The sequence below is a fragment of the Paraburkholderia sp. J7 genome (assembly GCF_905220155.1).
Taxonomy (GTDB): domain Bacteria; phylum Pseudomonadota; class Gammaproteobacteria; order Burkholderiales; family Burkholderiaceae; genus Paraburkholderia.
Genome location: NZ_CAJMYZ010000049.1, coordinates 1 through 21,605, shown reverse-complemented (window position 1 = coordinate 21,605; position 21,605 = coordinate 1). Strand labels below are relative to the sequence as shown.

Below are 21,605 nucleotides of genomic sequence, written 5' to 3'. Positions count from 1 at the left end.
TGCGCCATGCGAAGCGTTGACGGTCTGCCCAGATTCGGCCTCGACGCCTTGGACTTCGAAATTTGTATTCATGCGACGCGCTGTGCTGCGATTAAGCGGCGCGCGCGCATATTGGACCCACAGGTGACTGCCATCCGCACGCGCAATACGTTGTGGGCCGCGCTGTGGGGTCAGTATACGGGTCTGCAAGGCAGGCGGCGCCTCGTCGAACACTTCGCGCAGTGTGAGCCGGGTGACGGACGCGCCATGCGGCAACGCGAGGATACGACGCGCCATACGGCTCACGGCGCGCAGTTGGCCATCCTCCTCGACCGCAAGCACACCTGCGAGTGGCGTGGCAAGCCAACGAGGATCGTGCTGCACACGCAGCAGATGGCAACCGCGCAACGTCCCGAACAGACGCTGCTCAGCCGCGAACGCGGCGAGTCGGAACTGCTCCTTCATTTGCGAGAAATCACGCTGACCTGTGCCAGTAATATCAAGCGCGCCGACGACCTCGCCGTGCAGCCCAAAAAGCGGCACCGCAAGGCACGAGACGCGCTCGAACTCAGTGAGGTAGTGCTGGCCGCCAGTTACCGTCGTTTCGGTACCGTCGTGCAACACGCAGCTTGGTGCTGTCGTGCCGATGTGGGATTCCAGAATACGCCGGCCTGCGACAATCGGCAGGATCAGCTGGTCGCCACAACCAGCACTGCGCCGTGCGTGGATGACAGTGCCCTTTGGATTCACGCAGAAAATGGTCCAGTCATCGCCACCAAACGCGTCCCAAAGTTGCTCGATTTCATCGACGATGCAGCTAAACAGGCGGCGGTCATCAGCTGTCTCACGCACACTACGTGTACCAATAAGCAATTCGTATTCTGGCGCCTGCCAAGGCACTACGCCGGCGTCGCGCGAGCGTACCCATGAGCGCGCGACAGACTCGGGGAGCAAATTCGGCGTCAATACATCGGGCAATTGCTCGCCGCCGCCAAAGCGCTCGCGGGCTGAATGCAATTGCGCGAGCGCATTGTCGTTCGTGGACTCGGGCGCGGACGTGCGATTCATTCGGGGTCCCGTCATGGCGTTGCGTTGAAAGTAGAAGATCCGCGGCGATGCGCAGTTGGCCCGAAATAACGAGCGACACCGCGCCCTTTTTTTTGTGGTGCCACGCCAACCGTCAGGGTCCTTGGCGTGCGCAGGACGCTTCGATCACCAGAGACTCAAGGATACCGCAGCTCAAGGAAACCGGAGGCACTGCTGACAAACGCGCCAATCGTACCCCGGCCACGCCTCAACCAAGTCCGAAACGGAGAATCGGTTTGAGCGTGACGCCACGCGTACAATCTTCAACGATTTCGTTGAGTTGCTCCAACGGATAGAACTTCACGAGCTTAGCAAACGGGAATCACCTCGGCTGCCAAGGTTCGACGAGCCGGTGAGTGAAGCGCTGCGAAACGCAATCGCCTTCCACTATGCCGCGAATTATCGGCCCACCTAGCAGCAGATTGTTGCTTTCGAGGTGGGCCTTGGTGCGATCTGTAGCCCGCCCACATACTGACTGCGCCCAGCGTGTCACGCGACTAGACGGCGCTCGTACATACCTTAGGATGTCCATTCGATTGCAGTCGCAATTCCAGGCCAGTGCCAGTGAGGCCACAGAAGGCCTCAACAATGTCGATTGCCGCGCAGTTGGCGGTGTGCATTGCGCCCAGTCCCTTCGCGAGTCGAAGCCGCAAAGGACCCGCGACGATTGTCGTCGTGCCCCACGCGCGCCGTCACCACGGGAGACAGTCCCCAAGTGCCCCTGCCGGTCGAGATGCCCCATTCCAGCGGCATGGCGCTGACCGGATGCGCCATAGATCAGCGGGACGTAATCCCAAGGCTTGAGGTTCCTCTCGTTCGGGCCGTCTTGCTCGACGACACCAGTACCTTCGCGCCCCAACGCAGGGTAACGGCGCCGGATAGTATCGATCGCGCACGATAAAGTCCGTATGGCAGAGCTTCGTGGCGACCACACGCATGAGCATCTAAACGTACTTCCGCCCGCGCAAACATGCCATCTGGATCCAAGCGGTTCCCTTATTAAGTGCAACTGCGGCCGTGACACCGCGACCTGCAGTTGCTACTCATGCCCTCACTCAGCGAATCGTCGATGTGCTTCGGACCGCTCAAGCACCTGTGTCGATCAGATGGGATAGAGCGGGGCTTCACCCTTCAAGGTGAGCCACTGCCACTGCGTGAATTCTTCCCAGTTGGCCGGCCCACCTACGCTGGTACCATTTCCAGACGCGCCCACCCCACCGAATGGGTTAATGACCTCGTCGTTGACGGTCTGGTCATTGATGTGCAGGAGACCCGTGCGCAGGCGTTCGCCCATGCGCAGCCCACGACCTACGTCCGACGTTACGATGGCCATGGAAAGCCCATATTCGGTGTTGTTGGCGAGCGCAATCGCTTCTTCGTCGGTGTCGAAGGGCACAACCACCGCGACCGGCCCGAAGATTTCTTCGTTGAACGCCGGGTTCTGCGCCGTCACGCCGCTCAGCACGGTCGCTTCGAAGAACAGATCGCGGAAGTCGCCGCCCGTCTCGATGCGCGCCCCCGCGTCTGTCGCGGCGGCTAGCACGCGCGCGACGTGATCTCGCTGCCCCGCATTGATGATGGGGCCGAGCGCGACGTCATCGGTAGCCGGATCGCCGACAGTGAGGCTCGCCGCTTTCGCCACGAGCTTTTCCACAAATCGGTCGTAAATCTTGCGCTGCACGAGCACGCGGCCCGTCGCCATGCAGATCTGGCCCTGATGCAGATACGCGCCCCACGCCGTGTTGGCGACGGCGAGATCAAGATCGGCGTCGTCGAGCACGATCAGCGAATTCTTGCCACCGAGTTCGAGCGAAACCTTCTTCAGGTGGCGTCCTGCCGCCTCGCCGACCTTGCGGCCTGCGTTCGTCGACCCAGTGAACTGGATCATCGCAATGTGAGGATCGCTCGTAAGCGCCGCACCTGCCGCGCCGTCACCGGGCAGCACGTGGAGCACGCCCGCTGGCAGGCCAGCAAGTTCGAACAGGCGTGCGATTACAAAGCCGCCGCAGACTGAAGTGCGCGGATCTGGTTTGAGCACGACGGCGTTGCCGAGTGCAAGTGCCGGCGCCACCGCGCGCATCGCCAAATAGAGCGGAAAGTTGAACGGCGAGATGACGCCGACCACACCCAACGGACGGCGGCGAGCGAGCGAGAGGCGGCCGGGTACCGAAGGCAAAACCTCACCTGCGGAGCGAGACGGAAGAGCGCTCGCCTCGTGCAGCGCCTTCACCGTCACCATGGTTTCGAAACCAGCCTTCGCGCGCGTCGATCCGCTTTCGCGCACGATCCAGCCAGCGATCTCGTCGAACGCGTCTTCGGCGAGACGTGCGGCGCGGCGCAATACGGCAGCGCGCTCGTCATAAGGCAGCGCAGCCCAAGCCTGCTGCGCCTCGAACGCAGCCTTCGACGACGCGCCCACGAGTTCGGCGTCAGCCATGCCAATGCTTGCGAGGCGCTTACCGGTGGCGGGTTCCAAAACGTCGGCAACCGATGTGCCGTCCTGCCATACGCCTGTGAAGAGACGCCGATGCCAGTTGTCGTTGTCGAAAAGGCGTGCGGAAGTACCGGTCATGCTGAGTCCTTTCTGTATTTGGCGAAAGCCGTGTTGGAGTACGTCAACGACGCTTGCCGACGTACGCATCTAGGCACGCTACCAAAAGAAGGGTGAGCGCCGCCATCGGGAATTGTTCGCGCCCCCAGATTGCCCATATTTACAGCGTCAAGCTCAGAAAAGCGTTCAGCTATTGAACAGTGAGCGAATTGACGCGCGCTGCGTGAACGCGCAGACGAAGCAGGAGCGTGTGGAAGTCAGGATCGCGAGTCCGGAGCAATTCCGCGCTGCGGCGAGTGCGCGCCAGAACAGGACTGTGCCTTTGTGTCGATTTGAGACGGTTCATATGTCGTTCCCAACGCCGCAAAACGTGATTTGCGGCCCTCGAACTTACGCACAATCCTGCTTGAGGAACACGTGCTAAGTGTGAGTAGACCACGTAGTAAATGACCGACACCGCAGTAGGCATTTCGCGGTTCGTGGCAAAATCGACAGTTGAAAAGGGCACGGGCATGCACATCGATCAAGCATGGCGAGGTCTTCTCGCATACGGGGTAAATGCCTGTTTCGACGACCGACGTCTCGAGAATCACCATGTATTGCAACGCGGCATTTGTCGACGGAAACGAATATTCTCGTCACGAACTGCTCGGGCGGCCCACGACATTGTCCGTCGCCCCAAGATGCCCGCTGAAGGACATCGGCATGTTGAAGAACGGCGCAAACGATGGACTCCACTCGATCCAGGCGCGTAATTTGCCGAATATCGACGCAAGTCCCATGGTTACGTACCTGTCCTTCCGAACACGGGCCTTCCCGAGAACAGGCATTGCTCGCCTAGACATTGTATTCGGCCTCGCGAAATGCGTGGAAGCACGGTCGGCTAAAGATAAGCGGTAGTTCAAAGGCGGCGACCAGTCGGACCGAGGTGGTTGCTAGATGACGCCCACCCAAATCGGTGGGCACCTATTAATGTAAGAGTCCCAGAGCCACTGGTGGTCACGTCCGGCTGCAATGGCAACGAACACCGCAGTTCGTCCTCACAGCGGATGCTGACGCTTACCCTCAAGGCACTAGAGCAGGATGGGTTGGTGAGCCGAACCATGTACCCGAGCATTCCACCGCGCGTGGACTACGAGCTGACTGACTTGGGCCGCAGCCTTATGGAGCCGCTGCACACGCTGTACGAATGGGCAAAAGAGCACGGCGATGAGATGGCCGCGGCGCGGCAAATCTACGAAGCAAAGTCTGCGGAGCGCGCTGCCGTGCACGCGGCGCGGTTCTCGCCGAAATAGTGCGGGTACCATTCCACCGGGCGACGGTCTCGTCGCCTGCGGACTCGGGACGCGCGAGCTGCGTCCCTGCCCCGCGCTTCGTTCAACTGCAAAGGTATTAACACACCATATAACCAACCAGTACGAGAACAAGGAAAATGCCCTTCCCGACTCGGTTTGCAATCCCGGCAGACAAGAAGGCCCACAAGAAGGGTGACGAGTCACGGTATCTCTGATACCGCCGACAAGGCCGGCGTGTCCCGGTCAGGGTTGCTACCGACAAAGTCGCCCTGCTCGCAGCCGTACTCGACCAACGCGAAAGCGAGGAACGCGAGTTCCTATTCGGCGATGGTACGGTCCCGATGTGTTGGGCTGCCTTCGACTCGCTGATCTCCGTTGCGGCCCGTAACGAGACCCGACCAGACTCGGTTCGCGTGTTTGTGATCCTGGCCGCCGAATCCATACAGACTACCATCTAACGCAACCTGGACATCAAGCCATGATCGCCGTATCCATGGGCATGCACTGTCGCCCAAAGGTTGTCGCCGACGTTCAGTGGACGACACGCAGCGTTGATGTACACGCGAAAGACATTCCTCTTGCGACTCACGGAAACGGGCGCAAATCGCCATGCTTCGATGGCCTTCGAGACTTCTTTTTTTTCCAATCTCAGATATCGATTGATTGATCATAGATTCGATGTTGACGCGCAAATGTTTACGGAAATAATATAGTTAACCAATTCTCTACGCAAACTACCCAGCGCATCAAGCGTTTCAATTATTTAAGGCCGCAACATCATGAAGCTTAACTACGCACAATCAATTGATAACTTCTCTAACTCATTTCATCTCTCTAAAACAAAAAACCAACAAGGTAAAGACCATATCCCGGGTGGATTCAGCCGACGGACATTTGGATATGGACCACATGCGATCTTCGTCGAGAAAGGTGACGCACAGTATATTCAAACGATAGAAGGCCATAAATTACTCGACTTGAACAACAACTTCTCGACCAATGTCTTGGGGCATAATCACCCCGAAATCGTGAAGGCGATGCAAGCTATGCTCGAGACCGGTTTCTCTTTTGGCAATCCGACGGACGCCGAATTAGATCTTGCCAAAATCCTGTGTGAACGCATCGAATCCGTGGAACAGGTCAAGTTTTTCTGCTCCGCGAGCGAAGCATGTCTGGGCGCCATCCGAATTGCACGGGGTTATACGGGTCGAAAAGGAATCGCAAAATTCGAGGGAGGTTACCACGGCTTTACTGACGACCTCGCGATTTCCGCACATCCCAATCCGGACAACTTCCCCGGCCCCTCGTCTAACCCCAAATCCCTGCCCGATTCGGACGGAATCCCGTCCTACAAGAGTGAGCACGTCGTCGTGCTCACCCAGAATGACTTTGAATCTTGCGAAAGGATTCTTCGCGATAACGCGAAAAATATAGCCTGCCTCATCATGGAGTTGCAGTCGTGCGCTGGTGGTATCGTCGAACTCCAAAAGGACTTCGTACATAAGCTTCGCGCGCTCACAACAGAACTGGGCATTCTGCTAATTTTTGATGAAACGATCACGTTGCGTGCCGCGTACGGCGGCCTCCAGAACGTGTATCAAGTAAAACCTGACCTCACCGTCCTCGGTAAAATGATCGGCGGTGGTCTTCCGATCGGCGCTGTTGGAGGAACTCGCGAAATCTACCGTGTGGTGGAAGACAATCAGGTCATGATCTCTGGCACCCATCATGGCCATCCGCTGGCTTGCGCCGCAGGGACTGCGTGCCTCAAGGCGATGGATATCAAAGCCTATCAGCGGCTCAACGACTTGGCCGCAAAGATCAAGGAAGAGCTCAATGCCTGGGCCGAGAAATCCGGGTTCCCGTTTGTCGTCTTCGGTTCCTTCTCGGTATTGGGCTACGCTTTCACCAAACAAGCCGGCGAGCAAATCACGACCCATCGTGATTACTGGCACAAGATTGATGAGAACAGCATGAACGTCTACGCGCTCGAAATGGCGACTCGCGGCTACTTCCCTGTGCATCGTGGTCAGATTGGACTGACGCTGCCGATGACGGATGAGGATATCGACGGTTACATTTCAACGACTAAAGATATCATCCGCCAAATTTATTCCGACGATTAATTGAATTTTAGCGCTGCGTCTTGGAAGTTAAATATCTGATTCAAAAACGCGCGAACAATTTGATCGGGGTACGGTACGTTGCCCCGATTCCGGGAGAGAGAGCGAAGTCGGGAGCGAAATCGACCACGGATGCGTGCGCCGATTTCAGTGCAATTCTCGATGAACACAACTATCTTTTTGTTGGCAAATCGTCGACATCGCGGCGTGCCTCTGGAATTTGAGAGAGAGAGGCATCGAGAGTCTGTATAACGCATTCGCGCAACGATTTCGCCGCCGCGTTTCGATTACCCTTCAATGTCACCAGTGCTAGCGTGCTGCGCGGCGCGTCTTCCAACGGGACATAACGAACGCCAGGGTGAGAGAAAATTCGAGTAGCAGTTAACGGAAACGTATCAAAGGCACCGCCGTACGCTACCGCAGCGAGGCTCTCGGGCACTGACTGAACGAAAGCACCGATTCGACTCGGTTCATGACGTTCCGACGCCAGACTCCAATAAGACGCCCACTCTGAGGGCGCCCCTGCGGCCGCGACCGCAAAGGGTTGGTCGAAAAGATCGGCGGCCTGAAGCCTTGACGCGTGCGCAAGTGGGTGATTTGCAGGGACGACTACGACGCGTGGCTCGTCGTACATCACGTCAATTTCGAGGCGCTCATCATCGACTGGCAGCCTCATAAGAGCGGCGTCAACGCGCCCGCTGATCAGAGCCTGCACCTGATTGGTCATAGTCAGTTCGGTACACACCAGCCGGATGCCCGGATTCACACGCCGGAACAGACTGAGGATGAGGTGTGTGAGCTCGCCCGCAGCGTCGCCGAAGAAGCCCAGCTTCAGAATACCGCGACTCTTCTCCGCTATAGCGCGACACTCGACAATCGTATTTGACATCTCGCCGAGCAACTGACGAGCGCGTTCGATAAAACCTTTCCCCGCTTCAGTAACGATCACCCGGCGATTAGTTCGCTCGAACAGGCTAAAGCCAAGCTCGGACTCCAATTTTGCGATCTGCGCACTGAGCCCCGACTGGGCAATATTTTCGATCTCGGCCGCTTTGCCAAAATGTAAGGTTTCGGCGAGACGAATCGCCAACAAAAGCTGTCGTGTGTCCATCGAACTCATCCCTCCACGGACCCCGAACGCGCAATATTACAACCAGGGCCGGTACAACTGCGAGGATTCCGGCAGCGAGCGGTGTCCACTGACGATTGGGCTGGCTCCACTGTGCGGACGACGTATTGTGCAATCGCATAGATCCTCACTTCATACGCCTATCGTACCAAAGCCTTCTAGAAACGAGTAACGCATAATTGGGGGCGGATTATCGGGCTAAGCAAGCGGGCTCCGGAAATGCAACTTCCCGAGCCTTCTTGTGATCGGAAATTTCGATTGATTGATCAGCGATTTCGCATTGCTGGACAGAATATGCGAGCCAATAATCAGCTACCACGAAACGCATAAATCGCTACCAGCCCGGAGGAGCATCATGGAACAAGACCAGCCGACGAATCAGCTAAAGGCTGCATCGCTCGGAATTGCCGATATTGTGTTTTTCGTCGTCGCAGCAGCTGCACCGCTCGGCGCGACATTGGGAGCAGGGCCTGCTGTTTTTTCGATGGTAGGGAGTGGCGCCCCCACCTTGTACTTGCTGGCAGCTGGCGTCCTTCTATTATTCGCTATCGGCTTTGCCGCAATGAGCAGGTACATCGTAAGCGCGGGTGGGTTTGCCGAGCTTGTCAAGCGCGGCCTTGGCATTCGCGCGGGCCATGCTGCTGCCGGTGTTGCGCTCCTCGCCTACGTTTGCATGCTCATTGGCATTTACGCCCAATTCGCTGCCTTTGGCGCCGATACGATCAAGGAGTTCACCGCGGTCGCGATTGACTGGCGGCTGCTCGCAATAGCTGCGGTTCTTTTGACCGGCGTGCTCGGCTACATGGATATCGATCTTTCGGCAAAAGTGCTCGGTGTGCTGATGGTGCTTGAGGTTCTGATCCTCTTTATCTTCGACGTCGCCGTCCTCATAAAGACTGATTTCCACACTTCCACCCTGCAGGTTTTTGCGTTGTCGACACTGAGGGGGCCAGGCGTGGGAACGGCACTCATGTTCGCGTTCTCCTGCTTTGTCGGCTTCGAATCGACCACGATTTACGGCGAAGAAGCGCGAAATCCTCAACGGACGATCCCTTGGGCAACCTACATTGCAATCGGTTTGATCGGGCTGTTCTACACGCTCACGATGTGGTGCCTTTCACTCGCCTATTCAGGTCAGGACGTCCAGCATGAGGCGACTGCCAATCCCATCACGTTTGTGTTCAGCGCCAATACCCAGTTTGTCGGCGAGTGGTCAACCCAGTTGATGCAGATCCTCGTCCTCACTAGCGTCTTTGCCGTATTGCTCTCATTCCATAACGCACTCTGCCGTTATCTGTTCGCTCTCGCCCGCGGGCGCTTCCTTCCCGCGCGTTTGAGCAAAATCCATCGTCGTCACGGCAGTCCGTTCGTCGCCAGCGTTGTTCTGACGTTTTGCTGCGCAGCAATCCTCGCTGGATTCATGTTGCGCAACGCTGACCCTGTGCAGGTGATCTTTATGTGGATGGTCGCGCTTGGAACACTTGGGGTCCTCGTTCTCCAAACTCTTGGCGCGGTCGGTGTCATTGGCTTCTTTTCTCGGATTCACGAGCGCCCCGTCTGGCAAGGCGTAGTGGCTCCCGTGCTGGGTGCTTTGGGCCTCCTGGCGGTCGTGATCGTCGCCGTAACCAACTTCGGTGCACTGAGCGGATCCACCGAAGGCATTTCGACGAGACTCCCCTGGCTCGTCTTGATCGCCGCTCTGATTGGGGTGCTCAACGGGTTTCTCCGGCGCGGCACAAACAACACGAACAACGAAATGCTGGGGCAATCCCAATCCAACTGAGGTAGCTGAACCGATGAGAACAGTAGATGAACTGATCGGGCTCGACCGTCGTCACGTCGTACACCCACACTTGCCGCTCACAACCACCAATCGCACCATATTCACCCGTGGGAAAGGATGCAAATTATGGGATGCAGAAGGACGCCAGTATCTCGATGCCACTGGTGGGCTCTGGCTTGCTCAGATTGGCCATGGTCGGGAAGAAATCGCCGAAGTCGCCGCGCGACAGATGAAGCAGTGGGAGTATTTCACCTGCTTCTGGGATTTCACGAACGACAAAGCCATTGAGCTCGTAGAGAGATTGGCTCAAATGGCACCAGGTGACTTGGAAATGAGCTTCTTCACGAGTGGCGGTTCCGAAGGCGACGACGCCGCCATCAAGACCGCCAGGTATTACCACTATATGCGTGGCGAGCGCCGTCGTACATGGATTTTGTCACGCAAGAACGCCTACCACGGCCTCGCATATGGCGGCGGAACGGCCACGGGCTTCGCGGAGATGAACGAGGGTACCGGCCCGGGTCTGCCGCACGTTGCACATCTGACACCACCGCATCCGTATCGCAATTGGTACTTCGATGGTCAAAACATCACTGAATTCTGTGTGGCGGAACTCGAATCGACCATTACCCAAATTGGGCCTGAAAATATTGCCGCAATGATTGCAGAGCCGATCATGGGCGTTGGCGGGATGATTATTCCCCCTGACGACTATTGGCCACGGATGGCGGAAGTCCTGCGCAAGCACGGAATCCTTCTGATTTTCGACGAAGTTGTTACAGCGTTCGGGCGTGCGGGACGGTGGTTTGCTACTGAGCGTTTTGGCGTCTCCCCAGATATCCTCGTGACTGCGAAGGGAATTTCGAGCGGATATATTCCGCTCGGTGCGGTGTTGATGACTCGGGACGTCGCGGACACCGTTAGACAGGGACATGGCTACCCGGTCGGCTACACATACAGTGACCATCCCGTCGCGTGTGCAATCGCTTTGGAAAATCTTCGAATTCTCAATGATGAGGGGCTGGTTGATCGGGCGAACGATACTGGACGCTACATCGCGGAGCAGCTGGCGACTTTACTCAAACACCCCAACATAGGCGAGATTCGCCAAATGGGCCTTGGCATCGCACTCGAGCTTGTGGTCGACAAGGAGACACGCCGCCCTCTGCCAGACGCCGCCTCGAGAATTCCGGACATTATCCGCGACGAAACCGGCGTGATTGTCCGGATAAGCAGTGCGCAAAACCTTGTCCTTTCACCACCGCTGACTTTTTCCCGCGATGAGGCGGATCAGGCGGTCGAAGCAGTTAGCCGCGTCCTCATGCGTCTGAAGCCTGACGGCACGGTTTAAGCGCACGCACCTACACAGCTTCAGGCATCCGCAATTTCGTCTGCCGATTCTAGCATGCATCTTCCTAGGGTGCGTGTGATATATGCTCGCGCGTCAAATCATTGCCGAGATTTTCGTTAAAAAAGACTGTCATAAAAAAGGACATGGAGATTATCCAATGAAACGAATCAGTATGCTTTTCGGGGTAGCGGCACTTTGTACCGTTTGCAGCGCTCGCGCACAATCAACCATGACGCTGTATGGCGTACTAGACAACTCTATCCAGTACGTTCACAACAACGGCGGATCAAATAACTCACTATCGCTTCAGAGCAGCCAAATGCAACCATCCGTTTGGGGCTTGAAGGGATCGGAGGATCTGGGTGGTGGACTGTCCACTCTTTTTACTCTCGAGAGTCAGATCGACCTGAATAACGGTGCACTGGCGACAGACGGACTGTTCAATAGGCAAGCATATGTCGGGCTCAAGAGCGATACGTACGGGACGGTAACGTTTGGCCATCAGCTAGACGGACTTTTCGATCTCCTCATGCCAGTACAAGGGAACTACTTTCTCGAATACTTCACGTCACCGGGCGACGTTGACCTCGCTGACGGAACACTCAAAATCATTAACGCAGTCAAGTGGTTAAGCCCAAACTGGGGAGGGTTGCAGACCGCACTTCAATACGGCTTCGGTAATGTGGCGGGTGCGCTCGGCTCGGGCCAGTCATATAGTGCTGCGCTAAACTACTCAGTCGGATCGCTTATTCTCGCGGGAGGGTATTTTCACGCTGACAATGGAAACGAAAGGTATTCGGCTCGCGGTGAATCGAGCGCTAACGGAGGATTCTTCAGTCCCGTGAACCGCGCGTATGCTACTGCCAGTCGATATAACATTGCTCGCGCGGGGGCAGCATATGCAGCCGGTCCATTGACGTTCGGCGCATATTACAGCTACGTGGAATACCTTGCAGATGCCGATTCGACTTTCCTCAACAGCGAACGATTTAACAATGCATCCACTTTCGTTGCGTGGCAGACAACGCCAGAGGTCACGCTCGAAGTTGGATACAACTTTATGAAGTCACATGGTGATTCGTCGGCAACCTATCATCAAGTGACATTCGCCGCTGACTATGCCCTGTCGAAACGCACCGACCTGTACTTCTCAGCTGGGTATGGCCACGCTTCGGGCACCAACGGTGAAGGCCCGGCTCAAGCGGTCATCGCCGACAGCTATACCTCCGGCGGCACGAGTTCACAAGAGATCGCAATTGTCGGCGTTCGACACCGCTTTTAGGAACATCACGACTAGGGATTAAACTGTTGCCCCCTTGTTGACTTCGCAATACAGGAACCGAGGCGATCCAGCTACCGACGACGTCGCGCTCGGACCCATCATCAATGCGGGGCAGCGCGATCACATCGCGCGCGTGCTGGCCGCCGCAACAGACGCGGGGGGCGCGCATTGAGACGGGTGAAAGGAGGCGACCAGTCGGACCGAGGTGGTTGCTAGATGACGCCCACCCAAATCGGTGGGCACCTATTAATTTGAGCGTCCCAGAGCCACTGGTGGTCTGGTCCGGCTGTAATGGCAACGAACACCGCTCATCCTGCCGTGCAGGATCTGCGAGCCGAGCAGAGCTCTGGAATTCATTCTGCCTCCAGTGCCGATGCGGCGGCCAGAGCCGCCTCTAGCGCACGATGCCGCAGTTCGTCCCCCATTGCCGTTCCCTCGGCACGGATGAATTCCACATCCGATATGCCCAAGAAAGCGAAGTAGCTTTGCAGATGGCTTTCCTGGTGATCCATGGCCGCAATCGGAGAAGGCGCTGTGTAGAAGCCGCCGCGGGTGGAGGCAACAATGATGCGCTTACCACCGCACAGCCCGCCCTGCACCCCGGTCTCAGTGTAGTAAAAGGTTCTTCCAGCCACGACCAATCGGTCCATCCAGGCTTTCAACTGGCTGGGTACTCCCAGGTTGTACATCGGTGCGCCGATCACCACGACATCTGCGGCCAAGAACTCTTCAAGCGTCACGCTTCCCGCGGCGGGGGCAACGGCTAGGTGCTCCACCGGTTCGGCGGCCAGGTCATGGTAGATCACGACAGCGTCGGGATTGGCCTCTCGCAGGCGGCGGACGATGGCCGCGGTCAATTGGCGGCTCACGGACTGTTGACCGGCGATGCTGGAATCAATATGTAGAAGCTTCATGGGCTAATCCTGTAAGTAACGGACAAAATGTTCGTGCCGTCATGTTAGATTCGACGAGGAATTGCACAAGGAGGCACTTTTATGAGCGATACGAACACAGATGTTCGCGGCCACGACCACCCGGTCTGTGCCTCGGTCGTAGATGTTTTGGCTCGAATTGGCGACAAATGGACGGTCATGGTCGTAGGTACGCTGAGCGAAGGTCCGCTGCGATACAACGAGCTCCAGCGTCAGGTGGGCCGCATTTCACAGCGGATGCTGACGCTTACCCTCAAGGCACTAGAGCAGGATGGGTTGGTGAGCCGAACCATGTACCCGAGCATTCCACCGCGCGTGGACTACGAGCTGACTGACTTGGGCCGCAGCCTTATGGAGCCGCTGCACACGCTGTACGAATGGGCAAAAGAGCACGGCGATGAGATGGCCGCGGCGCGGCAAATCTACGAAGCAAAGTCTGCGGAGCGCGCTGCCGTGCACGCGGCGCGGTTCTCGCCGAAATAGTGCGGGAAACGACATACCGAAAATCTAAATTTCTTTAGCCGTGAACGGTAAGGAGACCGCGCCAAAGCGGGGGCGAAATCGGGTGACAGCGAGTATGGCCGCAAGGAAGTTAATATTGGGTCAATGGACTCCGCCTCTTCCGATGCGCCTTCCGTCCTCCAGTTGCGAATCAGTCTGCGCGGGGTGAGCCCGCCGGTCTGGCGGCGACTTCTGATTCCCGAGCAGGTCACGAGTGCGCAACTGCATCGTGTGATGCAACTCGCCATGGGCTGGAGCGACGAACACCTGCACCGGTTCATCATCCGCGGATGGAGTTACGGTGGACATCGTGACGGCACGTTGCAGTTCTTGACGGCCCAGACACCCTGTCGTTGGCCGCGTTTGACCGGCTTTACGCGCCGCTATCAACGCGCAACGGTGCTCGGCTCTGCTCGTTGTTCAAATGAACGAATTTGCGCAGCAGCCGGATAAAATCTTCAGAATCTTCCTCCCCCATACCCTCGAACAATCCAGCGCGGAGCTCTTGTACCGCAGGCCGAAACTTGTTCAGCAACTTTTCCCCTGCCGGCGTGAGGAGGAGTTTTCTCTGTCGACGGGGCAAAACCTCGCGCAGAATCCAGCCTTTCGCCTCCATTCGTGCAGCCATCTCTGCCGTCGTCGACGTATCGAGTGCAACCCTCTGTGCGAGAGTGACCTGGTCCAAGCCAGGCGATTCATAAAGCATGCGTAACACCGCGTACTGAACCGGCGTTACTTCGCGCCCTAATTTCTCATGGAACATCGCAACAGCGATTTGATGCGCACGGCGTATCAAATGTCCCGGCTCCTCATAGAGGTCCAGGCTGGACGCTACTTCGTTAGCGACGCTCATGTTTTCCTCAGTTGAAATCATCGCACGCGTGTAAAAGCGCTCGTATTGCGGGAAAACCAGTATACCGCGCGACTTGTGTGTATGGCCATCAATGAGTACACTGAATGTCATTCAGTGTACGGAATATTACTTCCAAACGTCAGAATTCAAGTCCCCCCATGGAGACGTAAATTGTTTTTGAAGAATGCCTGGTATGTTGCCTGCACGCCAGACGAGATTGGTGAGGCCAAGCCCCTCGGCCGGAAGATCTGCGGTGAATCAATGGTGTTCTATCGAGCTGCGGACGGCATCGCGACCGCGCTTGAAGACTTCTGCCCTCACCGAGGTGCCCCGCTGTCACTCGGTTTCGTACGAGACGGCACGCTCGTGTGCGGGTACCACGGTCTTGAAATGGGGTGCACCGGCAAGACTTCTGGCATGCCGGGTCAGCGCGTCAGCGGTTTTCCAACTATCCGCAGCTACCCTGTTATCGAGAAATACGGCTTCGTGTGGGTGTGGCCCGGTGACCGCGACGAGGCGGACCCCGCAAAGCTGCTCCATCTCCCGTGGGCGGACGATCCCGCATGGGCACACGGCGGCGGCCTGTATCACATCCGCTGTGACTACAGGTTGATGATTGACAACCTCATGGACCTGACGCACGAAACTTACGTCCACGCTAGCAGCATTGGCCAAAAGGAAATCGACGAAGCAGCCCCGAAAACGACAAGCTCTGGCGATGAAGTTATCACAAGCCGTTTCATGCAGAACATCATGGCCCCGCCTTTCTGGCGGCTCGCGCTACGAGGAAACGGGTTGGACGACGACGTTCCAGTCGACCGTTGGCAAATTTGCCGCTTCACCCCTCCCAGCCACGTGATGATTGAGGTGGGCGTTGCCCATGCCGGTCACGGCGGCTACGAAGCCCCGGCCGAATTCAAGGCATCCTCCATCGTGGTTGATTTCATCACTCCGGAGACCGAATCGTCGATTTGGTACTTCTGGGGCATGGCAAGAAACTTCCGTCCGGAAGACAAGGACCTGACTGCATCCATCAGGGAAGGCCAAGGCAAGATTTTTGCCGAAGACCTCGAAATGCTTGAACAGCAACAGCGAAATCTCGATGCCTGGCCGGAGCGCGCGCTGCTGAAGCTGAACATCGATGCCGGGGGAGTGCTTTCTCGCAAAGTCATCGACCGCCTACTCGCCGAAGAGCTCAAGGCAAATTCGCAAAAGAAGGTGATCCCGATTGAAAGGGTGTCGGAGCGGTCATGAACACAGCAACTCTCGACGTTAAGGTTTCGCGCAAATGGACTGAAGTGCAGGGCATTTGCGGATTTGAACTGACAGCAATCAACGGAGCAAGTCTCCCTTCGTTCAGCGCAGGGGCGCACATTGACGTGCATCTCCCTGACGGGCTGGTTCGGCAGTATTCGTTGTGCAACAACCCGAACGAATCGAACCGGTATCACATCGCTGTGTTGCGTGCGGCAGATGGACGTGGTGGCTCTAAAGCGATACACGACCTTGTCCAGGAAGGTGACAAGGTAAAAATTAGTGAACCGAAAAATCACTTTCCGCTGGCGCATGATGCTGCGCATCATCTCTTGCTTGCCGGGGGAATCGGGATAACGCCAATCCTCTGCATGGCGGAACGTTTGTCGGTGGCGGACGAAAACTTTGAAATGCATTATTGCGCCCGCTCACGAGGCCGGACCGCTTTTGTGTCGCGAATCGACTCCTCCCATTTCGCCCATCGCGTGAAGTTTCACTTTGATGACGGCGACCCCGATCAGGTATTTGACATTGCAAAGACACTTGAGCAGGCGCCCGCCGATAGTCACCTATATGTTTGCGGGCCTCGTGGCTTTATGGACGCAGTATTGGCCGAGGCTCGCAGACAGAATTGGGTCGAGGGCCGACTCCACTATGAGTTCTTTGGAGGAGTCGTAGAGCAATCCGCGGGTGATAAGACGTTCCAGGTGAAACTGGCCAGCAACGGCGTCACCGTCGATGTGGCGCCTGGTTGGACGGTCGTGCAGGCTTTGGCTGAGACAGGAGTCGAGTTGCTCACTTCGTGCGAGCAGGGAGTCTGCGGCACTTGCTTAACCCGAGTTCTTGACGGAACACCGGACCATCGCGATTCCTATTTGACCGACGAAGAAAAAGCCGCCGGTGACCAGTTTATGCCCTGCTGTTCGCGTTCAAAGACTCCAGTCCTAGTGCTGGACCTCTAGGCGAATCGAAGCACTTGGCAAAATCCTGCTCGACGCAATGCGTGAGAAAGGTTTAAGGCCTTAGGAGAAAAGAATTGGAAAACCTTGCGTTAGAGAAGCCTATCACCTTGCACCGAACCGCCTTTCCAATGAATCAGTGGTGGGTGGCGGCCTTCTCATGGGAACTCGATGCCAGGCCTGTTGCTCGGAAAATACTCAACCGCCCGATGGTGTTCTTTCGCCTGCCGACCGGTGAGGTAGGGGCGCTCGAAGACCGCTGCTGCCACAAGGAACTGCCTCTTTCGTGTGGTTCTGTCGAGGCGAAGGGAGTTCGCTGCGGATATCACGGATTGCTGTTCGACCGCCAAGGTACATGCATCGAGATTCCCGGGCAGGAGCGCATCCCCTCGAAAGCTCGCGTGCTGTCTTACCCTGTCGTCGAACGTGACCAGATTGTCTGGGTTTGGGTTGGGGGCAATGCTGCTGGCACGCCATCCTCCGAGCCCCCTTCATATCCGGTTCATTCTGACTCCCGTTATCACTTTGGTGGCGGAAACTACCACTACGAAGCACCCTATCAACTAATTCACGACAATCTGATGGACCTGAGCCATCTGGGCTATGTCCATCTGAAGACCATCGGCGGAAACGCTCCCGTACACATGAACGCGAAAGCTACGGTGAGCACTGACGGAGACACAGTCAAGCTTGTTCGCCAGATGCCAGCCTCCGATCCGCCCCCGACCTACACCGCTGCATGGTCGTTCACAGGGCTGGTCGATCGCTGGCAAGAGATTGAATTCCGCGTCTCGCATATCCGCATCTGGACAGGTGCGCTTGACGCCGACTCTGGAGACATTGACGACCCTGAGCGTGGAGGCTTTCACATGCGCGGCTTCCATGGAATCACACCCGAAACCGACGAAACAACCCACTATTTCTGGACGGTTGCCAGCAACCCTCAAACAGACGTTGAACGGGTCAAACAGACCGTCATCGAGCAAAGCGCTGCGACGTTCGACGAGGACAAGGTTGTGATCGAGGCGCAGTACCGTAATCAGAAGGAGTTCCCCGTTCGTCAGCAGATTGATATTCACGTCGATGTCGGACCCAACCGGGTACGTCGTGTAGTTGAGCGGCTGCTCCGTCAACCAGAGGCTGCGTAAAGGTCAAATCAACAGATTGGAGACAAACTTATGTCGTCGAATCGTGGTGTTGCATATGTAAGCCCAGGGAAAGTGGAAGTTCAGTCAATTCCTTTTCCGACGCTCGCGGACCCAAGAGGCCGCAAGATTGACCATGGGGTCATTCTGAGAGTGGTTTCAACGAACATTTGTGGCTCTGACCAGCATATGGTCCGAGGCCGTACGACCGCGCCCGCCGGCCTCATTCTCGGGCACGAAATCACTGGGGAAGTCATCGAGCTGGGGCGTGACGTTGAAACGCTCCAAAAGGGAGACCTGGTTTCGGTTCCCTTCAATGTCGCGTGCGGCCGCTGCCGGACCTGCAAGGAGCAGCATACCGGCGTATGTCTCACAGTAAATCCGGCGCGAGCGGGCGGCGCATACGGCTACGTCGACATGGGCGACTGGGTTGGCGGCCAAGCGGAATACGTTATGGTGCCATATGCCGACTTCAACCTCCTGCGCTTCCCCGACAAGGAACAAGCGATGGAGAAGATTCGCGACCTGACCTGTCTGTCTGACATCTTGCCAACGGGCTATCACGGCGCGGTTACGGCTGGAGTCGGCCCCGGCAGCACGGTGTACGTGGCGGGCGCCGGTCCCGTCGGTCTTGCGGCCGCCAGTTCCGCAATTCTGCTGGGCGCAGCCGTCGTCATTGTCGGCGACATCAATTCGGCACGACTGGACCATGCCCGGAAGCAGGGTTTCCAGACGGTCAACCTTTCAGATCACGCCAGTCTCGCCGACCAAGTTGCCGAGATCCTGGGGATGCCAGAGGTCGACTGCGCGATTGATGCCGTTGGCTTCGAAGCACGTGGACACGGGCATGACGGCGCGAAGCATGAAGCGCCAGCAACGGTGCTTAACTCCCTCATGGAGATAACGGCGGTCGCAGGGAAAATTGGCATCCCAGGTCTTTACGTGACCGAAGACCCAGGGGCGATAGACACTGCCGCACAGAAAGGTTCCTTGAGTATCCGCTTCGGTTTGGGATGGGCAAAGTCACATAGCTTCTTCACCGGGCAGACCCCGGTCATGAAGTACAACCGCGCCCTCATGCAGGCAATTCTCTGGGACCGCATCAAAATTGCGCAGGCGGTCGGCGTTGAGGTCATCTCGCTGGACGACGCCCCCAATGGCTACTCGCAGTTCGACTCGGGTGCGCCCAAGAAGTTTGTAATCGACCCGCACAACCTCTTCCGGAATGCAGCCTAATCCTTGAGATACGGGACGGTCGTCACTCCCTACGAGGCCGTCCCGGTGCTTGACCTGCATTCCCAAATGCTTTATCAGCAGCAGCTTTGCCCCACACGAAGATGGATACGAAATTGAAGAGCCGTTACTCCCACCATGTCACGCTCCAGGAGAACTACGCGCCAGTAACGGAAGAGCTGACGGTTGTGGACCTTCTTGTTACCTACGGCACCCTGTCAGCAGGACTGCCCGGGACGCTGTACAGGAATGGCCAGAACCTGCAATTTCCGCCGCTGGGTACGCGCCATCACCGCTGGCGTACTTCCACGAACCCGTATTCGTTCCGTGCACAGAGAAGGCCGCAGAAGGAGGCTGGATTGTCACTGTGATGTGCAACCGCGAGAAGGAAATCAGCGAGTTCGCCGTCTTTGACGCTCTTGATGTTTCACATGGCCCCTTGCCAAGGTCGAGCTTCCGAGTCGCATCCCATATGGCTTTCACGGCGGCTGGTTCCCGGTCTAAAAAAAGCCTATGTCAGAACGACCTGAAGAACCTGAAGAACCCTTCAGGTCAACAACCGAAATCAGGACTGCAAAGTGCTTTCTTTTGAAGAAATTTTTGAAAGGCAGAAGGCTTACTTCGCTACGGGACGTACCCGTTCCTTTGAGTGGCGTAAGGCCCAGCTGTCCAGCCTCGAAGCTTTGCTCCGCGAGAATGAGGGTGCATTCTATGAAGCACTGGGGATGGACTTCAAGAAAGCTGCCTTCGAACAGTATATGGAAGTCCACGGTCCTCTTGCGACTATCGCAAATGTATTGCAGAACTTGCAGCAATGGATGGAGCCGGAAACGGCTGAGATCCCCGGAGGGCTCGCGGCGTCGGGGCACCAGGGGAAAATATTCTATGAGCCATACGGCGTCACCCTTGTGATTGGTCCGTTTAACGCACCTCTGATCCTTCTTTTTGAGCCGGTGATTGCTGCACTTTCGGCTGGCAACACGGTCATTGCGAAACCTTCGGAAGCGACCAGCTACACGAGCGAACTCCTGCTTCAACTCGTGCCGAAATACTTCGAGGCTGAAGTGTTTGCGCTCGTGGCCGGCGCAAAGGAGGCTGTTATTGACCTACTTGCTCTTCCGTTTGACTTCATCGCTTTCACTGGTAGCGAGAAGGTAGGAAAGATTGTGATGCGTGCTGCGGCCGAACATCTCACACCGGTACTCCTTGAACTCGGTGGACAAAACTGCGCTGTCGTGGACGAGACTGCGAGTATCGAACATGCGGCAACGCAACTAGCATGGGGCGCAACCGCGATTTCTGGGCAGTGGTGCGTCTCGCCGGGATACGTGTTTGTCCATTCGTCCGTCGCGGGCAAGTTCGTACAAGCCTGCAAGACCGCGCTCCTAGAAATGTACGGGAGTGACGCCCGCTCCAGTCCAGACTACAGCCGAATGAAAAGCCCGGACGACGTTCGACGAATTGCGCAGATGACAGCGGGGGCTTCCGTGGCATACGGTGGTCGCTTTGATGTAGCAGACTGCTATATCGAGCCAACCATTATCTATCCGGCAAGACGTGATGAGCCGGCAATGTGTGGCGAGATTTTCGGGCCCGTGCTACCTGTTCTGCCATACGACGACCTTCAGGAGGTGATCCAGTTCATCTCCGCAAAACCGAAAGCGCTGGCCGGCTACATGTTCAGCAACAACGCCGAGAACGTGCAGACGTTTCTTGACGGCGTGTCATTCGGCGGCGGATGTGTGAACAACACAAATATACATTGCTGGCTGGGAGGACTTCCGTTCGGCGGAGTGGGCCCATCTGGCATCGGTAAATACTTCGGAAAACACAGCTTTACAACGTTCTCAAATAGAAAGTCGATGCTGCTCTCGCCGTCGGAGCAACTACTCAAGTCGCTGTATCCGCCTTACTCCCCAGAGAAGCTTGGAGAACTTGGGAGCCTCCTGAGCTAGGAGTCAGGCAAGCGTTGGCCGGTTGCATTGGTAAATATAACAGGTTCCAAGCTATCAGGGTTAGTGGGTCATGGCTGAGTCGGACGCTAACAATTCAAATCGTCAGATTGCCCCCATAGCCGACTAATTAAACACGGAGACGTTGACTTAGCGATATCTAACTGCCTATCACCACGCACAGCACGAGGACGTGC

General features: G+C 56.8%; 19 protein-coding genes. 14 read left to right on the top strand and 5 right to left on the bottom strand.

Annotated features, from left to right (window positions below):
* Both U5A58_RS39705 and U5A58_RS39700 read right to left on the bottom strand, forming a co-directional pair.
* A partial coding sequence (locus tag U5A58_RS39705; RefSeq protein WP_321949616.1) for a GAF domain-containing protein occupies positions 1-1,047 on the bottom strand: 1,047 nt, incomplete at its 3' end.
* A gap of 1,120 nt (positions 1,048-2,167) precedes the next feature.
* Positions 2,168-3,637 carry a benzaldehyde dehydrogenase gene (locus tag U5A58_RS39700; RefSeq protein WP_321917588.1) on the bottom strand — a complete coding sequence of 490 codons (1,470 nt, stop codon included), beginning with the start codon at positions 3,635-3,637 and terminating at the stop codon, positions 2,168-2,170.
* Positions 3,638-4,611: 974 nt separating this feature from the next.
* Here U5A58_RS39700 and U5A58_RS39695 point away from each other — a divergent pair.
* Positions 4,612-4,911, top strand: coding sequence for a helix-turn-helix domain-containing protein (locus U5A58_RS39695; RefSeq protein WP_321917586.1), 300 nt, complete (start codon positions 4,612-4,614; stop codon positions 4,909-4,911).
* Between the two features lie 779 nt (positions 4,912-5,690).
* Positions 5,691-7,037: an aspartate aminotransferase family protein gene (locus U5A58_RS39690; RefSeq protein WP_321917585.1), complete on the top strand. Its 1,347-nt coding sequence runs from the start codon at positions 5,691-5,693 to the stop codon at positions 7,035-7,037.
* Positions 7,038-7,206: 169 nt separating this feature from the next.
* Here U5A58_RS39690 and U5A58_RS39685 read toward each other — a convergent pair whose 3' ends face one another.
* Positions 7,207-8,145 (bottom strand): LysR family transcriptional regulator, encoded by a 939-nt coding sequence (locus U5A58_RS39685; protein ID WP_321917583.1) that lies wholly within the window; start codon positions 8,143-8,145, stop codon positions 7,207-7,209.
* A 373-nt stretch (positions 8,146-8,518) separates the two neighbouring features.
* Here U5A58_RS39685 and U5A58_RS39680 point away from each other — a divergent pair, with 373 nt between their 5' ends.
* From U5A58_RS39680 to U5A58_RS39670, 3 genes are all read left to right on the top strand, one after another.
* Positions 8,519-9,946: an APC family permease gene (locus tag U5A58_RS39680; RefSeq protein ID WP_321917581.1), complete on the top strand. Its 1,428-nt coding sequence runs from the start codon at positions 8,519-8,521 to the stop codon at positions 9,944-9,946.
* 13 nt (positions 9,947-9,959) lie between these two features.
* Positions 9,960-11,297 (top strand): aspartate aminotransferase family protein, encoded by a 1,338-nt coding sequence (locus U5A58_RS39675; RefSeq protein WP_321917579.1) that lies wholly within the window; start codon positions 9,960-9,962, stop codon positions 11,295-11,297.
* A gap of 157 nt (positions 11,298-11,454) precedes the next feature.
* Entirely contained in the window at positions 11,455-12,579 is a 1,125-nt protein-coding gene (locus tag U5A58_RS39670; RefSeq protein ID WP_321917578.1) for a porin, read from the top strand.
* 353 nt (positions 12,580-12,932) lie between these two features.
* Here U5A58_RS39670 and U5A58_RS39665 read toward each other — a convergent pair whose 3' ends face one another.
* Positions 12,933-13,493, bottom strand: a complete 561-nt coding sequence (locus U5A58_RS39665) for an FMN-dependent NADH-azoreductase (RefSeq protein WP_321917576.1) — start codon at positions 13,491-13,493, stop codon at positions 12,933-12,935.
* Positions 13,494-13,574: 81 nt separating this feature from the next.
* Here U5A58_RS39665 and U5A58_RS39660 point away from each other — a divergent pair, with 81 nt between their 5' ends.
* Both U5A58_RS39660 and U5A58_RS40945 read left to right on the top strand, forming a co-directional pair.
* Complete coding sequence (locus tag U5A58_RS39660) at positions 13,575-13,994, top strand: helix-turn-helix domain-containing protein (RefSeq protein WP_321847154.1); 420 nt, start codon at positions 13,575-13,577, stop codon at positions 13,992-13,994.
* A gap of 123 nt (positions 13,995-14,117) precedes the next feature.
* Positions 14,118-14,465: a plasmid pRiA4b ORF-3 family protein gene (locus U5A58_RS40945; RefSeq protein ID WP_408602550.1), complete on the top strand. Its 348-nt coding sequence runs from the start codon at positions 14,118-14,120 to the stop codon at positions 14,463-14,465.
* Here the strand turns inward: U5A58_RS40945 and U5A58_RS39655 are convergent.
* On the bottom strand, positions 14,386-14,865 hold the full coding sequence (locus tag U5A58_RS39655) for a MarR family transcriptional regulator (RefSeq protein WP_321847160.1): 480 nt from the start codon (positions 14,863-14,865) through the stop codon (positions 14,386-14,388). The two genes, U5A58_RS40945 and U5A58_RS39655, sit on opposite strands and share 80 nt — an antisense overlap.
* A 171-nt stretch (positions 14,866-15,036) precedes the next feature.
* On the opposite strand from U5A58_RS39655, the gene U5A58_RS39650 reads away from it, so the two are divergent.
* The 7 genes from U5A58_RS39650 (at position 15,037) to U5A58_RS39625 (ending at position 21,411) form a co-directional block, all read left to right on the top strand.
* A complete protein-coding gene (locus U5A58_RS39650; RefSeq protein ID WP_321917574.1) occupies positions 15,037-16,119 on the top strand; it encodes an aromatic ring-hydroxylating dioxygenase subunit alpha in 1,083 nt (360 codons plus the stop codon).
* On the top strand, positions 16,116-17,081 hold the full coding sequence (locus tag U5A58_RS39645; RefSeq protein WP_321917572.1) for a PDR/VanB family oxidoreductase: 966 nt from the start codon (positions 16,116-16,118) through the stop codon (positions 17,079-17,081). Before U5A58_RS39650 ends, U5A58_RS39645 begins: the two co-directional genes overlap by 4 nt.
* Before the next feature lie 128 nt (positions 17,082-17,209).
* Positions 17,210-18,226, top strand: coding sequence for an aromatic ring-hydroxylating dioxygenase subunit alpha (locus U5A58_RS39640; protein WP_321847161.1), 1,017 nt, complete (start codon positions 17,210-17,212; stop codon positions 18,224-18,226).
* A gap of 30 nt (positions 18,227-18,256) precedes the next feature.
* On the top strand, positions 18,257-19,459 hold the full coding sequence (gene fdhA / locus U5A58_RS39635) for a formaldehyde dehydrogenase, glutathione-independent (RefSeq protein WP_321917571.1): 1,203 nt from the start codon (positions 18,257-18,259) through the stop codon (positions 19,457-19,459).
* 101 nt (positions 19,460-19,560) lie between these two features.
* Positions 19,561-19,827 (top strand): hypothetical protein, encoded by a 267-nt coding sequence (locus tag U5A58_RS39630; protein WP_321917570.1) that lies wholly within the window; start codon positions 19,561-19,563, stop codon positions 19,825-19,827.
* Positions 19,722-20,048 carry a carotenoid oxygenase family protein gene (locus U5A58_RS40940; protein ID WP_415774366.1) on the top strand — a complete coding sequence of 109 codons (327 nt, stop codon included), beginning with the start codon at positions 19,722-19,724 and terminating at the stop codon, positions 20,046-20,048. Before U5A58_RS39630 ends, U5A58_RS40940 begins: the two co-directional genes overlap by 106 nt.
* Complete coding sequence (locus U5A58_RS39625; RefSeq protein ID WP_321965365.1) at positions 20,035-21,411, top strand: aldehyde dehydrogenase family protein; 1,377 nt, start codon at positions 20,035-20,037, stop codon at positions 21,409-21,411. The genes U5A58_RS40940 and U5A58_RS39625 overlap by 14 nt, the downstream gene beginning before the upstream one ends.
* Positions 21,412-21,605 lie beyond the last annotated feature (194 nt).

Coding starts and splice junctions, on each gene's coding strand:
- U5A58_RS40945 (WP_408602550.1), top strand. CDS start 14,118: ATGGACTCCGCCTCTTCCGATGCGCCTTCCGTCCTCCAGTTGCGAATC.
- U5A58_RS39690 (WP_321917585.1), top strand. CDS start 5,691: ATGAAGCTTAACTACGCACAATCAATTGATAACTTCTCTAACTCATTT.
- U5A58_RS39660 (WP_321847154.1), top strand. CDS start 13,575: ATGAGCGATACGAACACAGATGTTCGCGGCCACGACCACCCGGTCTGT.
- U5A58_RS39670 (WP_321917578.1), top strand. CDS start 11,455: ATGAAACGAATCAGTATGCTTTTCGGGGTAGCGGCACTTTGTACCGTT.
- U5A58_RS39655 (WP_321847160.1), bottom strand. CDS start 14,865: ATGAGCGTCGCTAACGAAGTAGCGTCCAGCCTGGACCTCTATGAGGAG.
- U5A58_RS39675 (WP_321917579.1), top strand. CDS start 9,960: ATGAGAACAGTAGATGAACTGATCGGGCTCGACCGTCGTCACGTCGTA.
- U5A58_RS39640 (WP_321847161.1), top strand. CDS start 17,210: ATGAATCAGTGGTGGGTGGCGGCCTTCTCATGGGAACTCGATGCCAGG.
- U5A58_RS39630 (WP_321917570.1), top strand. CDS start 19,561: ATGGATACGAAATTGAAGAGCCGTTACTCCCACCATGTCACGCTCCAG.
- U5A58_RS39645 (WP_321917572.1), top strand. CDS start 16,116: ATGAACACAGCAACTCTCGACGTTAAGGTTTCGCGCAAATGGACTGAA.
- fdhA (WP_321917571.1), top strand. CDS start 18,257: ATGTCGTCGAATCGTGGTGTTGCATATGTAAGCCCAGGGAAAGTGGAA.
- U5A58_RS39685 (WP_321917583.1), bottom strand. CDS start 8,145: ATGGACACACGACAGCTTTTGTTGGCGATTCGTCTCGCCGAAACCTTA.
- U5A58_RS39680 (WP_321917581.1), top strand. CDS start 8,519: ATGGAACAAGACCAGCCGACGAATCAGCTAAAGGCTGCATCGCTCGGA.
- U5A58_RS39700 (WP_321917588.1), bottom strand. CDS start 3,637: ATGACCGGTACTTCCGCACGCCTTTTCGACAACGACAACTGGCATCGG.
- U5A58_RS39665 (WP_321917576.1), bottom strand. CDS start 13,493: ATGAAGCTTCTACATATTGATTCCAGCATCGCCGGTCAACAGTCCGTG.